The organism is Burkholderia sp. Bp9099 (assembly GCF_003857805.1).
Taxonomy (GTDB): Bacteria; Pseudomonadota; Gammaproteobacteria; order Burkholderiales; family Burkholderiaceae; genus Burkholderia.
On sequence record NZ_QTPU01000034.1, the window covers coordinates 31884 to 47742 of the forward strand.

12 protein-coding genes are annotated in these 15859 nt (G+C 59.7%); 1 reads left to right on the forward strand and 11 read right to left on the reverse strand.

The annotated features are described in order from the left end of the window. Nucleotide 1: 1 nt before the first annotated feature. From DIE17_RS30900 to DIE17_RS30945, 10 genes are all read right to left on the reverse strand, one after another. Complete coding sequence (locus DIE17_RS30900; RefSeq protein ID WP_124921549.1) at nt 2–1303, reverse strand: lipopolysaccharide biosynthesis protein; 1302 nt, start codon at nt 1301–1303, stop codon at nt 2–4. Between the two features lies 1 nt (nt 1304). Further along, the gene (locus tag DIE17_RS30905) at nt 1305–2267 is read right to left on the reverse strand and encodes a GDP-L-fucose synthase (RefSeq protein WP_185735408.1); all 963 of its coding nucleotides are present in this window, start codon (nt 2265–2267) and stop codon (nt 1305–1307) included. A gap of 5 nt (nt 2268–2272) precedes the next feature. After that, on the reverse strand, nt 2273–3391 hold the full coding sequence (gmd, locus tag DIE17_RS30910) for a GDP-mannose 4,6-dehydratase (protein WP_124921551.1): 1119 nt from the start codon (nt 3389–3391) through the stop codon (nt 2273–2275). 51 nt (nt 3392–3442) lie between these two features. After that, nucleotides 3443–5656, reverse strand: coding sequence for a polysaccharide biosynthesis tyrosine autokinase (locus DIE17_RS30915; protein WP_124921552.1), 2214 nt, complete (start codon nt 5654–5656; stop codon nt 3443–3445). Nucleotides 5657–5660: 4 nt separating this feature from the next. Then, nucleotides 5661–6101 (reverse strand): low molecular weight protein-tyrosine-phosphatase, encoded by a 441-nt coding sequence (locus tag DIE17_RS30920; protein WP_124921553.1) that lies wholly within the window; start codon nt 6099–6101, stop codon nt 5661–5663. After that, on the reverse strand, nt 6098–7270 hold the full coding sequence (locus tag DIE17_RS30925) for a polysaccharide biosynthesis/export family protein (protein WP_409410400.1): 1173 nt from the start codon (nt 7268–7270) through the stop codon (nt 6098–6100). Before DIE17_RS30925 ends, DIE17_RS30920 begins: the two co-directional genes overlap by 4 nt. A gap of 57 nt (nt 7271–7327) precedes the next feature. Further along, nucleotides 7328–8707 carry an undecaprenyl-phosphate glucose phosphotransferase gene (locus DIE17_RS30930; RefSeq protein ID WP_124921554.1) on the reverse strand — a complete coding sequence of 460 codons (1380 nt, stop codon included), beginning with the start codon at nt 8705–8707 and terminating at the stop codon, nt 7328–7330. 45 nt (nt 8708–8752) lie between these two features. Next, on the reverse strand, nt 8753–10270 hold the full coding sequence (locus DIE17_RS30935) for a mannose-1-phosphate guanylyltransferase/mannose-6-phosphate isomerase (RefSeq protein WP_124921555.1): 1518 nt from the start codon (nt 10268–10270) through the stop codon (nt 8753–8755). 89 nt (nt 10271–10359) lie between these two features. Next, nucleotides 10360–11334 carry a GlxA family transcriptional regulator gene (locus DIE17_RS30940; RefSeq protein ID WP_124921556.1) on the reverse strand — a complete coding sequence of 325 codons (975 nt, stop codon included), beginning with the start codon at nt 11332–11334 and terminating at the stop codon, nt 10360–10362. 667 nt (nt 11335–12001) lie between these two features. Further along, nucleotides 12002–12259 carry a hypothetical protein gene (locus DIE17_RS30945; protein WP_044846981.1) on the reverse strand — a complete coding sequence of 86 codons (258 nt, stop codon included), beginning with the start codon at nt 12257–12259 and terminating at the stop codon, nt 12002–12004. A gap of 703 nt (nt 12260–12962) precedes the next feature. Here DIE17_RS30945 and DIE17_RS30950 point away from each other — a divergent pair. Next, entirely contained in the window at nt 12963–13424 is a 462-nt protein-coding gene (locus DIE17_RS30950) for a GDP-mannose mannosyl hydrolase (RefSeq protein ID WP_124921557.1), read from the forward strand. A 68-nt stretch (nt 13425–13492) separates the two neighbouring features. On the opposite strand, the gene DIE17_RS30955 is transcribed toward DIE17_RS30950, so the two are convergent. After that, entirely contained in the window at nt 13493–14536 is a 1044-nt protein-coding gene (locus tag DIE17_RS30955) for a GlxA family transcriptional regulator (protein WP_185640906.1), read from the reverse strand. Nucleotides 14537–15859: the final 1323 nt, after the last annotated feature.

A 15859-nucleotide genomic window follows, 5' to 3' on the forward strand; every position in this document is an offset into this window, starting at 1 on the left:
GTTAGAACCCTCCCGCCGTCATGACGCGAAACGCCCGTGTGACTGACATGAAAATCGCGATCTCCGCGATGACAACCGCCGTGATCGGGCCCGTCATTCCGACAAAGGCGGACAGCACCCAGCCGGCGCCTACCGCTATGGCGGAAATCACGCAGAACTGAATCGACACGCCGGTGTGACGGTTCGTCGCCATCAAGGCAACCAACTTCACCTGATACAGTGACGTAACCACGGCGACCGAAAGCAGGCAGACAAGGACGATCGGCTGGTATGGCAACTTGCCACGTCCCCAGAACTCGATCAACGGGCGGCTGAAGGCGACCAACAACACGAAGGTCACTGCTGCGGCGATCCCGACACTGGCCTCGGCTCTTCTGCGTAGTGCCGTCGCTTCACGATGCTGTCCTCGCGCGTAAAGGTTCGAGAAACGCGGCCATACCGCGCGACTGACTGTAGTGATGAGTTGCGTGATCGATCTCGACAGCGTGCGATACGCATTGAAGACAACGACTTCGCGCATGCCGATAAAATGGCCGACCACCAGAGTCATTCCCTGGATACTCAACGCATTACCGAGCGGGAACCCGAGAAACGCTGCGCCCTGTGGAAGCAGCGACCGCAGTTCAGCAAACGAGCTCTTCGACCAACCCCACTTCAGATTACTGTCCGAGCGCATTAGGCCGAACAGGATCGCGAGCTGGATTACGGCGCGTGCGCCGCACGCTGCCGCGGCTGCGGCGACGATCCCGCCCCCCGAGGCAACGCACACGACAGTGGCCAGCCATTCACCGAGGCGAGCAAATGAAAGCAGGAACACTCCGGCCGCATAACGGTCAATCACGCGAAAGGAAGCATCGAACAGACCTGAATACAAATTTAGCAACGCTGTCGTCACTAACAGCAACAGAGCCCAGGGTTCGCCGTGCGTGTCCGAATCGAACAGGAACACAAACGCAGCGCCCGTCAGCGTTCCGAGCACTACTAGCCCTGTTACGCCAACGAACGCGCTTTGCAGCGTGACATTTGCCTGCTCGACCTCGCCCCGCGCATGAAACATACCGATCTTGTTGATCGCGACCGAGACGATACCAATGTCGGACATTGCGAAATACGCGGGTACCGCGGAGATGACGATCCATTGGCCATAGCGGGTTGCTCCCCAGAAATGCAGGAATATCGGCAGCGAAGCGAGCTGAATGATGACTGTGATGCCCTGGTTGAAGATATTTGCGACGACCCCGGACAACACCGATGAAGACCGCAGCTTGCTTTTCCTGATCTGATTCCTGAGAGTAGCAAGCATGTCACTTCCGGTACGCCGAATGCAGGAAGTCGTCATAGGCACGCCGTAAGCCGTCGGCCAACGCAATTTGCGGTACATAGCCGATCGACCTAAGCTTCGAAACGTCCAAGAGCTTGCGCGGCGTACCATCAGGCTTCGACGTGTCGAATTCGAGCGCGCCCGAATAACCAACGACATCCGCGATCAGGGTGGCCAGATCCGCAATCGTGGTATCCATGCCAGTTCCGACGTTGATGTGGGATTCCATCGGATCGGTGATGTTTCGGTACTGGTCGGAAGGCAACTCCATCACGAGCACCGATGCCGCGGCCAGATCGTCCACATACAGGAACTCGCGAAGCGGCTTACCTGATCCCCAGACGCGCACGACCGGTAACTGATCGACTTTCGCCTCGTGAAAGCGCCGCAACAACGCCGGGATCACGTGACTGTTATCCGGATGGTAGTTATCGCCCGGGCCATACAAATTGGTCGGCATGACGCTGCGATAGTCGACGCCGTATTGTCGACTGTAACTTTCGCACATCTTGATGCCGGAAATCTTCGCGATCGCGTACGGCTCGTTCGTCGGTTCAAGCTTTCCCGTCATCAGGTAGTCTTCGCGTATCGGCTGCTCTGCGAATTTCGGATAGATGCAGGATGACCCAAGAAACAGCAAGCGCTTCACCCCTGCCTTGTACGCGTGGTGGATGACGTTAGACTGCATCATCACGTTCTCGTAGATGAAGTCGGCCGGATAGTGGCTATTCGCCAGGATCCCGCCGACCTTCGCGGCAGCGAGATACACCTCGTCGATTTTGTTCTCTCGGAAGAACGTTTCTACCGCATGCTGGTTGATAAGGTCCAGTTCGCTTCGCGATCGCGTCACGACGTCCACTTTCCCCTGCATTTCAAGCAGCCGGACAATCGCTGAACCGACCATGCCACGATGACCGGCGACGAAGATTCGTTTAGTGGTAGTCATCGCGCTCACTCGTTGTATTCGAACGCCTTGAAACCCGCCAGCTTGATCAATGCATCGCGCTTTGCGGCCTGATGGTCGGAATGAACCATCTCACGGACGAGCTGCGAAAACGGTGTCGCGGGCTTCCAACCCAGCTTCTCATGAGCCTTCGACGGGTCCCCGAGGAGGGTTTCGACTTCCGTTGGACGAAAATAGCGCGGATCAACGCGGACGATTACATCGCCGACAGCAATTTTGCTTTCTTTGTCGTCGACCGCTTCGACGACACCGATCTCATCGACACCATGTCCCTCAAACCGGACGGTGATGCCAACTTCGGCCGCCGCAGTCTGAACAAAATCGCGCACGCTGTACTGCACGCCCGTGGCGATCACGAAGTCTTCCGGCTGCTGCTGCTGCAACATGAGCCATTGCATCTCGACATAGTCACGCGCGTGCCCCCAGTCACGCAGCGCGGATAGATTTCCGAGGTACAGGCAATCCTGCAGACCGACCGCAATACGAGCAATTGCACGCGTGATTTTCCGCGTCACGAACGTCTCCCCCCGCACGGGCGACTCGTGATTAAACAGAATGCCGTTGCACGCGTAGATGCCGTATGCCTCTCGGTAATTGACCGTAATCCAATACGCGTACAACTTCGCCACCGCGTAAGGGCTGCGCGGATAGAACGGTGTCGTTTCCTTCTGCGGAATTTCCTGGACGAGCCCATAAAGTTCCGACGTCGATGCCTGATAGAACCGCGTCTTCTTCTGGAGCCCGAGGATACGAATCGCCTCGAGAATTCTCAGTGCGCCAATGCCATCGGTGTTTGCCGTGTACTCGGGCTCCTCGAACGACACGGCAACATGGCTTTGCGCGGCAAGGTTATAGATCTCGTCGGGCTGCACGCGCTGAATGATTCTGACGAGACTGGTCGAGTCCGACAGGTCTCCGTGATGCAGAAAGAACTGTGCGTCAGAGACGTGAGGATCTTGGTACAGGTGATCGATGCGATCCGTGTTGAACAGCGACGAGCGGCGCTTGATGCCGTGCACCTGATAGCCCTTGTTCAGCAACAGCTCGGCAAGATACGAGCCGTCCTGGCCGGTCACACCTGTGATCAACGCAACTTTGCGGTCCATGTTGTTTTCCTCACCCAATTCCGTAATGGTTTCAATTGCCTTCAGAAAGCTTCAGCTGGCTTTGCTCTCGTAACCGTAGTAGCCGGCGTAGTACGTTCCGTATCCAACCCGTCGCTGTGGTACGTCGGTAAACAGCGCTCCCTTCACGACCACGCCACCGTTCCGGAGTCGCTTGACGCTCTCCCGGATCTCGGACAACGGATGGAAGCCGTGACGCACGACCAGCAGCGTCGTCGCCGCATGCTTGCCGATCAGCACGCAATCCGTGACCGCAAGCACCGGCGGCGTATCGACAATCACGATGTCGTAGTGACGAGAACCGTAGTCAAGCAACGCGCGGAACTGTTCGCTCATCAGGAGTTCGGACGGATTCGGTGGCGACATCCCGTTGAGCAGCACATCGAGTCCCGGCACGATGTCGCGGACGATCACACTGTCGAGCGCGGCACCACTGATCACATCGGACAGGCCCGACCGCCTCTTCAATCCGAAGTACGAATGCACGTCACCGCGCCGCATGTCGGCGTCGATGAGCAGGACACGCTTTCCGGTCGCAGCCAATACCGCCGACAGGTTCGATGAGATGAACGTCTTGCCGACTTCCGGGCGAGACCCGGTCACCATCACGATGTTGTTTTCTGCATTGATAAGTGCAAACTGCAGCGCCGTGCGCAGGCTGCGCACGCCTTCAATTGCGACGTCGGTTGGCGCCTCTACTGCAAGCACGCGTGCGTCTGCATTACTGACTTGCAAACCGCGATGGATCTGCCGTTGTTTCTCACTGTGCGGCACCACGCCGTAGACCGGCAGGCCAATCGACTCGATTTCCTCCGAGTGCTCGACGCCGCCGTACAATGCCTTGCGCACATATGCGGCGATCACGCCTGCGAACAGACCAAGTACAGTGGCAAGCGCCACGACGACTGGGCGATTGGGCCGGAAAGGCCGCTCCGCGAGTTCCGCATAGTCGACCACGCGAACGTTACCGACCTGGCCGGCTTTCACGATCTTCAGTTGTTGTGCGCTGTTTAGTAGGTTCGAGTACAGCTCGGTGTTGACCCGGACGTCGCGCAACAGTCGGAGCGCCGTCTGTTCAGTGTCGGGTAGCATCGATATGCGGCGCGTCAATGTGTCCTGCGCCGCCTGCATCGCCTTGATCTGTGCATCCAGAGCAGCGATCGACGGATGCGTCGCCGCGAAGCGCTCGGCCAACCCGAGTCGCTGTTGTTGCAGGTCAAGGAGCTTGGTTTTGTTGTCGACGATCTGCTGCAGCAGCAATCGGCTTTCCTCGGACAAGTCAACCGTGCCGTTCTTGTTGCGGAAGGCGTTGTACCGGTCCTCTGCCTTGTCGAGCTCCTTGCGCAACTGCGGCAGCTGTTGATCGAGGAAGGACAGCGTATGTTCCGCCTCGGCCGACTTGCGGTCGATGTTCTGCTTTACGTAGTTGCGCGCGATCGCATTGACGGTCTCGGTTGTCCGCGCGTTGTCAGAACCGTCCAACTTCAGGCCAATGATCCCGGAATCCTTCGTCTTCTCGTCGATCGTCAACGACTTCTGGATCGCGTCGATGGTCGCGAGCGTGGAAGTACGCATCAATTGGAATTCGGTCTCCGGGCGCGCGACGAGTTGCTCGACAACAATGTGCGCCATGCCCTTGTCCTTTAGCGCACCGTTTGCCTCGACGCCGACCTTTCCTTGCAACACCAAATTTGCGTCCTCGTCGTACAGCTCGTACGACTGATTTTTCGTCGCCTTCAGCACAAATGCCTTGCGGTTCCACACATCGGGTACGTCGAATTTGGATACGACGATGCGCTCCCCACCCCATGCGAACCGCTTCAGACCCAGCATAGGTGCGGCAACACCATCTCTGCCCGTCCGCCTCGCAAACCATGCACCGACGATCGGGAAATACCGCGGCCGAACTTCAATATCGAGATGCAACTGTCGTACCGCCTCGCCCACTACCATCCGCGAGCGAATCAATTCGATTTCTGCGGCGGCTGTCGCCTTTGTGTCGAAGATGGACGCCAATTCGCCGAGCGCATCCTTCGCCGATCCCGAGTTGTCCTCTACCTGAATCATTGCGTCGGCACGATAGATCGGGTGCGATAGAAACGCATACAACACGCCGACGAACAGCCCCATTGCGGTGACGACGGCGATCAGTCGCCAGTTCTCGGCAAGGACGACGAGATAGTCTGCCAAACGGACGGCGTCGCCTGCAGCAGCGTCGTTGAGTTGGTTTTCGGGTATCGTGGCCATACGATCAATGAAATATTCGAATAATTGTGTCGATCCAGCTCGACACGTAATGCTCGATCTGAGCGATCGACGCTTCAAATACGGCGCGATCCTGTCGATACGGATCGATCACGTCTTCGCCGTTGCTTTCCCCCAGACGAAACACCTTGCCCTTGGCAAAGGCATAACCCTCTTCAAGCCTCCTTTTCTGTTCCATCGTCATCGCGAGCACCAAGCCGGCGTCGCGCACGTATTGCAGGTTCACCGGCGATGCGATATGGCCGCTGATGTCGATGCCGCGCTCGGCCATCAACTCGACCGCCGTCGAATCTGCGGGTCTGCCGGACAATGCACTCAGGCCCGCCGATACGATGCGCATGGTCGACAGCTTTGAAGCCAACAGGCCTTGCGCCATTGGGCTTCGACAGATGTTCCCTTCGCAGACAACCAGAATCGTGGCTTTCATTTCGTCGCGACCGCACCATACAGACCGGCATTGATTGCCGGCAACAGCAGGTTCAACACGCGGCTGATTCGCACCAGCCCGTTGCCGTCGATGTAGACGACGTCCTTCGGCTGCAACTCGAACTGATTCGCCAGAATCATTGCGACCGGAGAGCGCGCGTCCAGATGGAAGACCTGCGGGGCCGTATCACTGGACCCACGAATGACATACAGTTGCGCGGCGTCGGCCGTCGCACTGTTGAGACTGCCGACCTGGGAAATCGCATCGCTCAGCGACAGCTTCCCGTTACGCATCGGGATAGCAGTTGCGGGCTTCGACACTTCGCCCATCACATAGACGCCGTTGTCGTCACGAGACACGACGCGCAGCAGGTCGCCACTCTTCAACATGATGCTTGCCGGGTTCTTCCCTTGTGCGAGCAGCTGCGGAAAATTGATCGGATAAGTTGTTCCATTCCGGACCAGCACCATTCGGCTCTGGTCCGCTGTCTGAGAAAAGCCGCCCGCTCGACTGACGGCGTCGTACAGAGTCGTTGGAATGTCGCTGATCGCCTGCGGGCCAGGCGTATGCACTTCACCGTCAACATAAATCTGCTGCGATCGGAACGACGCAATACGAACCGTCAGTTGCGGCCGCTTGAAGACCGACGCGAGTCGCTCGTAGAGCTTCGCCTGCACCTGGTCGACACGAAGTCCGATCACATGCATCGTTCCGGCATATGGATATGTCAGGTTACCGTCCTCGCCGATCACGAAGCCCGATGCCGGATCTGCCGGACGAACCGCGCTCTGCGTCTGCGTCGCCACCGCGCCGGACAATTCCGGATGGTCCCAAACCGTGATCTGCAGCACGTCGCCGACACCGAGCGTATATGGCGGTGGCTTGCCGATCAGGCTGAGAATCCGACTGTCGCCGGCATTTGCGTCCGCATCCCGCAATTGCCGAATCAGATTAAGGTTGATATCGGTAATAGGTACGTCGACATCTTTTTGCGGCGTCTGCGCATCGCCGCTCGCTACAGGCAGCGTCGCAGGCGACGCCATGCGCATCCCAGGCGCGATGCCGCAGCCCGCCAACATCGTGCTAGCTGCCGCCGCAGCCATGATTCGGGCAGTGTTTCGACGAATCCGCTTCGTCGACTCGTCGGGCCCTCGCCAGAAACATCCCATCAGATCTTCCCCGGTTCTTGTTGAACTGCATGTACCTGCATCGACTTCCATCACCGCTCAGTAAGCATTCGCATTCACCAACCCCTTCGCCACCGTCGCCAACACGATCCGCATATCCAGCGCGAACGACCAGTTCCGCAGGTAATAAAGGTCATACTCGACACGCTTCTGCATCTTCTCGAGACGATCGGTTTCCCCGCGATACCCGTTCACCTGGGCCCATCCGGTAATCCCCGGCTTGATCCGATAGCGATGGATGTACCCGTCGACGACTTTCTGATAAAGCCGATCGTGCTCGATCGCATGCGGCCTCGGCCCGACCACCGACATCTCCCCGCGCAGCACGTTAAGAAACTGCGGCAGCTCGTCGAGACTGGTTCGCCTGAGAAAGCGTCCGACACGGGTAATACGCGAGTCGCTCTTCGTCGCCTGCGTGACCACGCCAGCCTGTTCGGCGTGCACGCGCATCGTGCGGAACTTCAGGATCTGGAACTTGCGCCCGTCCGCACCCTTGCGGTATTGCTTGAAGAACACCGGCCCGCGCGACGACAACTTCACCGCGATGGCGATCAGCACCATCAGCGGCAGCAGCGCCACCAGCGCGACTGCGGCGAACAGGCGATCGAACACCTCCTTCTGCCACATTGCATGACGCGGAAGCGGCGACGCCACGAGATTGATCGCCGGCGCGCCGATGAGGTCGATCATCGCGCCGTCGAACAGCGCGACGCTGCGCACGTCGGGAATGAAGCGGATGTTCACGAGATCGTCGCCGAACGTATTGACGAACCGCAGAACGGTCGCCTCCTCCGACAAAGGCAGCGCGAGCCAGATTTCCTGGACACCGTTCTCCCGGACGAACTGCGCGAACGCATCGAGCTCCGTGAATACCGGCAAGCGATGCGAAGCATTCGCGGTAACGGGGCGCAGGTCGAATACAGCCGCCGGCCGAAATCCGCTCGCCGGCGACTCCTCGATGTTTCGAACCACCTGTTGGCAGTGCTGAGCGTGTCCTACAACCGCGACGCTGCGCAGGTTGATGCCCGCATGACGAACACTGCGCAGAAACAGATGCGTGCCGATTCGCGACGCGATCAGTGCGCCCCCCGTCATCGCGGTCCAGTACACGAACCACAGCCTGGAAATCACGTCCGAGCGATGGAGCGAGAACATCAACACGATCCCGCACGCCTGAACGACGAGCCATGCGAGCGAGATCTTCCCGCTCAACCTCAGCATCGACCGTCCCCGCCACGATTCGTACACGCCGAATACCGGAAACAGCACCAGCGTGAACGCAATCGCGAACGTGACGAGTGCGCTGTCGAAGTGCCCCTCGGAAACCGTCTGATAGCGAAATTGCGACGCAAGCAACGAGCCGGCGACGATCAACGCGATATCCACGAGTCGAGCCATCAAGCCTTGTAGACCGAACATTTCAATCTCCCGTCTGACGCCAACGATCACAGTCGAATCGGGGCATTACGCACGCCCGTACGTATCGTCGAACCGCACGATGTCGTCCTCGCCGAGATACGATCCCGATTGCACTTCGATGAGCTCGAGCGGCAACTTTCCCGGGTTCTCGAGCCGATGCGTCACACCAAGCGGAATGAAGGTGGACTCGTTTTCGCCGAGCATGAATTGCTCGTCGCCGCGGGTAACGAGCGCAGTTCCGCTCACGACGATCCAGTGCTCGGCACGGTGGTGGTGCAGCTGGAGCGACAATCGTCCGCCCGGATGCACGACGATGCGCTTCACCTGGAATCGGGCGCCGTGATCGATCGAGTCGTAGTAGCCCCACGGGCGGCGCACCTTCCGGTGCGTGTCGGCTTCCGGCGCCTGTTGCGCGCGGATCCGGTTCACGAGGCCCTTCACGTCCTGGACGCGCGAGCGGTCCGCCACCAGCACCGCGTCGGCGGTTTCGACCACCACCGCATTGGTCATGCCGACACATGCGACGAGCCGCCCTTCCGAATGCACGAAGCTCGACGTCGCACCTTCGAACACGACCTTGCCGCGCCCGACGTTGCCGTCCGCATCCTTGTCGAGCGCCTCCCAAACCGCATCCCACGAGCCGAGATCCGACCAGCCCGCATCGAGCGGCACGACCACGCCCTCCACCAGGCTCGTGTCGGACACGAGGCGTTCCATCACCGCGTAGTCGATCGAATCCGACGGCGACTTGAGAAAGGCATCCTCATGCGGCCGGAAGAAAGGACCATCGTGCTTGCCGTGTACATGTGCCGCGAGGCATGCGGCGTGCATATCGGGCTGGAGCGTGCGCAACGTGTCGAGCCAGACGCTCGCGCGCACGACGAAAATGCCGCTGTTCCACCAGTACGAGCCCGATTCGACGTACTGCGCCGCGAGTTCGGCGGCCGGCTTCTCGACGAATCGCTCGATGCGGTGCGCACCGGCGCCAAGGGCCTCGCCGATCTTGATGTAGCCGAACCCCGAATCGGGCCGGGTCGGCGGCACGCCAAGCGTCGCGATCGCGCCGCGCCGCGCATGCTCCACCGCGAGTGCAATCGCACGATGAAACGCGGCGGTATCGGCAATGGCGTGATCGGCCGGCATCGCGACGACGATCGCGTCCTTCCCGTCCGCACTGGCGGCAGCGACCGCCAGCGTCAGTGCGGGCGCCGTATCGCGCCGGGCCGGCTCGACGATGACGCGGGCATCGAGGCCGCTGGCCCGGAGCTGCTCCGCCGTGACGAAACGATGCTCGTCGCCGCAAACGACGATGGGCGCCGACACATCGCCTTCCTCGATCGAAAGACCCGTCATGCGCTGGACGGTTGCCTGCAGCAGAGAATCCGCACCCAGTACGCCGATCAACTGCTTCGGATACTGTTCGCGCGACATGGGCCACAAGCGCGACCCCGATCCGCCCGCGAGAACGACGGGCGCGACGCTGACCTTCACGTCGACTGCGTCGCCGCGACCGGAGCCGACCGGTCCTGTTTCGCCGCGCTCTGTTTCGATGGATGCCGACATAATCTGCACTCCTATTCTCTCAGGCAATAATTCGATCTGAAAATCCGGGAATGAGCTCCGTCCCTTCGCCGAAGCTTATCCAGCCTTCTCTACAACTCCAGTTCCGTCTGGCTCGAGCGTGCCTGGAGCCGGTATTCCGAGGGTGTCACGTCGAGGTGTCGCCGAAAAATCTTGGCCAGGCGATCACCGTTCCCCCACCCGCATTGCCGTGCGATCGTGCCGATCGGCAAGTCGGTTTCCATCAACATCTGCACCGTGCGCTCCAGGCGAACCCGCAGCAGAAATTCGGACGGCGTCATGCCGATTTCCTGCTTGAAATGGCGCAGGAAGTTCCGTTCGCTCATTGCAGCAACCCGCACTGCATCGCTGACGGATATGGCTCTTCCACAGTTCTTGCGCAACCAGCTCGCCGTCGCGCGGACCCGATCGGCTGGCGTGCCATTGCGCACTTCACCCTCCTGCTCGGCCGGCTCGAATGCGTCGCCCAGCGCGAGCCGCGCCACAATGCCTCGCACCGCATCGCCACCCAGGTCGCGTTCGATGAGCGCCAATGCGGCTCTTGCCGGCTCGTAGCCGCCGCGACCCACGCGCACCGCATCCACTGCATCGATCACGTGCGAGCCATTCAGCGCCGCATCGATCAACATCCTGCCTTCGCCGATCGTCTCGACCATGCCCGCCTTCGGCAGCACGATCCGCAACCAGTCGATCACCCGGGCGTCGCGCGACGCGCGACGCGCACCTTCGCCACCCGCGACGAACAGCGCATCGAATGCGTGCGCCGTGCCCGCATCGCATGCGAATGTCCGCACGCTGATGGCCGACGACCAGACGATGTTTCCACCCTTCGACGAATAGAAGCGAATGTCGTACAGCGGAAGTCCTGTCGCGCGCGGCGCATAGATTTCATTGGCTACTTCGAACACCTCGAATACCGCGCCCGCCGCAAACAACGAGAACCCGTCGAAGACGACAACGCCGATATCCCGATTCCTGCGTGACCGCTTTTCCCCAACATCTGCTGCCGCTTCATCTCCCGAATGATCGACACTCGTGTGCGTCATGGCGTGCTCTCGGACAATCAGTCCAATCAACTTCGGTCGTCGTTTTTTACTCCGTTGCGACGCATCATACCGAGGGCGCCGAATGGCGTTTAAACACTGGCCGATTCGAACAAACAGTCGTCGGATTAGTCTGCGGGAATTCCCTGATCGGCCAAATGTTGGCGGTTTCCGACTACCTCGCGGCAGCGAAACGGATGACGAAGAGCTTGCAGAAACAGCGGCGCTCGCATGACGAGCGAGTGATATCCGACGGCAGTCGTTCGGTGATCGAAGCGTCGTGGTGCGCCCCACTGGCCGTCAGGCGTTCGGCAAGATGCTGCGCGGCACCTTCGTGCATGAATCACAACGGCAAGCAATGTGGTGCGACATGATCATGTGCTGGCGAGCATCGCTGTGGAGCAGCAGTCGATTCGGCCCTGGAACTCGACAGTACGGTGGCGCAACGCGATCGGCGTCGTTGACGATCAGCCTGCATCGATGCGTCGTATTCGGCCACGGGTGCCGCGCATAGCCGATTAGCCCGGATCCGCCAGCCCGGCGCCTGGCGAAACGCGCTGACGACGCAATGCAGCAATCCGCCGCCCCTTCAGTTCCTTGCATTTTTTTCGAGTTCGAGCCGGCCGGTACTCGCTCCAGCCGCATGACGACGCACACGCGAGCCGGGCGTCTACGACATCACCGCGCTCGCAACGAGCGACGCAATCGCCACGGGTAGCGCGAACAGCGCCGACAGCGCCATCCTTTTCAAGATTCGAGCTCGCGCCACCTCACGCGAGCCGCGGGCCCGGCGCGACTGAAATTCGAGCAGCAGCAGCCCCTGGCCATGACGTGCGCCGGCCCAAAGGCCGGACGCGGTGCTGAAGACGAGGTAGACGAGAATCCAGACGAAGCAAATCCTCGAGAAGATAAGAAGCGCGACGTTCATGGCGGCGATGCTCCGTTTTCGGCGAGATACCGCGCATCAGATGGCGCGCGGTTCGATGCCGATAGCGTACATTGCAATGCAGCATGCCGGACATGACAATTGATCCGACGATTCCGCCAACCGGTTACCGTACGTTTCCTCCGGGCGGCGCGCGACGCGAAGCACCGCGCGCGTGCAACAACGTTCGCACTGCTTCGTAATGTTCGAAGCCAGGTCACACGGATCGTCTTGCGGATCCACGACTCGAACGACGGCGACTGACATTCACCGTACGCGCAGCTCGACCCGTGATGAATAAAAAGGCCTGCGTGCCACACGGCACGCAGGCAAAATTCCGAGGAGAGTTCCGGGGTGAACGCGTCTCCTCGAAAGGCCAGACAAAAGCGTAACGTCGAATCGACCGTTTCAAAACGAGATGGCGGCTTCGACCACGATCATGGCCGAATGAAAATGTATTGATGCACGCGCACACGTTTCTCGACGGGCATTGCGCCGTCACGCCCGATCCGCTTCCTGCAATTGGCGGATTGCTTCGGTGTTTTGGCCGACGAGCGCAACCTCGACTGGCCATGATGAGATGCGTGCAGACGGACATTCAACGTTCGCTCATCGCCGAAGCCGGCATGTCATCGTCGTGACCGAGTCGCCTCGAACGCGCAACGATGCCGGTGCACTTCGACAGACTTCCAGGAGCCCATCCGCCATGCTTCCGCTGGACACTTTCTTGCGCGTCGTCGACGCAACCCCGCTCGTTGCGATCGACCTGATCATCTCGAACGGCGATGGCGCGTATCTACTCGGTCACCGTGTCAATCGTCCCGCGCAGGGTTTCTGGTTCGTGCCGGGCGGCCGGATTCGCAAGAACGAGCGTCTCGACGATGCGTTCAATCGCATCGCGCGCGACGAACTCGGACGTAGCGGTCTGGAACGTGCGGATGCCGAACTGATCGGCATCTACGATCACCTCTACGAAGACAACTTTGGCGGCGAACCGGGCATCTCGACGCACTATGTGGTGATGGGATACAAGCTCCGGGGCAAGTTCGACCTCGTGTCGCTGCCGAATGCCCAGCACACTGCCTACCGATGGGCGACCGCCGACGAGATCGTCGCCGATCAAACGGTCCATTCGAATACGCGAACCTACTTCGGCACGTCCGCCTGAAATCGGGCGAACGCTGCTCCGGCGGACAAATCGACTACCCGACGCCGGTCGTTAGCCCGGCGCGGGCATCAAAGCGACGATGTACCGTTGCGAATGTCCGAGCCGCCGACCGACGCGAACATTCTGTCCCGAGCGGCCGCGCGATACTCCGTCGGCGACATCGACAGATGCTGACGGAACAGCTTGGCCAGCCGGTCTCCACTACCGAGGCCGACCCGCCGCGCGACCTTGTCGGCGGGCAAATCCGTCTCGACCAGCATGGAGCATGCCTTTTCGAGCCGCACCCGCAGCACGAATTCGGTTGGCGTCACGCCGATTTCGTTCTTGAAGCGCCGCAGGAAATTCCGCTCGCTCATCGCAGCGGCCTGCGCAGCATTGGCGATCGAGATGCGATTCGCACTGTTGGCTCGAAGATGCTGAGCGGCCGCGCGAATCAATTCACTGGCTCGCGCCTCCTGCGCCCCGAACAGGACGCTCGCAAATTTCCGGTTCGCCCCCGGCATCATGTACGAAACGATCTCTTGCGCGACTTCGTAGCCGGCGTCACGCACGACGATCGACAACGCGGCCGCGAACATGCCTTCGCCATCGTCGTCGGATGGCCCCGATTCGCCCGTACCGCCAACGGCAAGCACCGCCTGCGGCACGACTTCCGGAACTTTCTGGTTCAGGCGAATCGCCGTCAGCATTTCGGCGCCGGCATTGTCGCCCTTGACCACGCGGGCGCGCTGATGGGCATGCTGCAACCAGCTGATGAACGCATCGTCGAGGCCGCTTGCCCGCCCCTGTCCACCGAGCACGAACATGGCCTGCACACTGCTCGCATCGAGCGGGCGGGCCGCTTCCGTCCAGATCTGTACACCCGACGACGAACGAACGGCACCGCCGTGACTGGAATAAAGCCGCAATTCATAGCGATCGGCAAACGCGACGTTCACGCCTTCGAGCTGATTTGCCAGTTCGAATACCGCGGCCAGCCGGCCCATTTGCATGATCGAAAATCCGTCGAGCAGCAGGATGATGACGCTGTCCCGCCGACGACCGACGCTTCTTCCCCGGTCACCACTCACTCTGAACCCCGTAGTCGTTTCGTTCGGCGCTATTTGCATCATCTCGGCCTCTTAACAATTTTTTGCATTTTCTGCAGCGCATCATATGCGGCTAAATCGTCGGCCGATCCGTCGGTGTCCGATCCCGCCTCATTGTTGACGGAATCAGTCAAGGCGATGATATGGAACCAATTATTTGTTGATAATCAGGAATAGGAGCTGGCGTGACGGCACAAAGTCATGGAGATTTGATCCAGATCATTGACGAAACATTTTTGCAACACAACGAGCAGCGCATGTTTCACTCCGGAAATAGAACATGCGTTCAGTTCCTTACAGATCCTTACAGCATTGGTCATAAGGAATCGACGCGTTCGCGTTGTCCGCCGCCTCGACGGCTGGAGGGGATGAGACAAAAAAATATGCGCAATGCCTCCCTCTGCGGGAGGGGATATTACCTTGCAAGCTTTACCATGCAAGCGCGATACGAAAAAATCATAGATGGCAAGCGCTTTAACGTTTGCCTATATTAAGTAAATTCTTCCAGATGCATTCGAAATATTATTTGACGATGATAGCCGAATTTCGGCAGATAAATCCGCGCGACTGGGAATGCCCGAATATTTCGTAACATCAAACCCGACGTGCGCCACGGCCCGCGCGTCACATCACCAGGGCCATCGGCTTCCGGAACATGCGACTCTGCCGCCGGCCGATCGTGATGCTTGCCGGGTCGTCGACCGCTCGAAGGCGCATGCGGCAACTCGCGAATCGGAGATATCGCCCTGCCAATCGCTAAGGAAACCGAATTGTCACGGGCGTGATCGTACGACGTGCGCGTTGACATCCGACGCTTGGCGGCGCCCGCCTCAACCAATCACGCTCGGGAATCGAATTCCTGCCGGCATGACTTCGGTCGCGATGATTGCTCTCGCTGTGAAGCATCGTCGAACAGGCTTTACATACACCATTCGATCGGACGGTCGACCCGCACATCGATCTCGCTCATCGTGCAGCGATTATCGGCTCGCCATCGTCTTCGAATTTTCCGGCCATTGATTCCTGCGTCTTCAACGCCCATAACCGGGAATTTTCCAATGTGGGACGCAGTTTGAAAACGCCTTCCTTCCCGGACGATGTCGCTTGCGGAACAACCATGAGTTAATACCGCAGCGCCTGTAGACCAAGCATGCAGAATGCACTGCACCCCAGCCTCGGAAATGAGCGTGTCTGCACCACCATCACTCGATGCGGTTTCCTTGCCGGTCCGACTCCGCACGTCTCGCCCCGGATCTTTCGATACGCCTCGGCACGGTTTCCCGAAGAGTCGGCACATACCCCGGACGATGAGGCTGCACGATGAACGAGAGTGCCGACTCCGCGCCG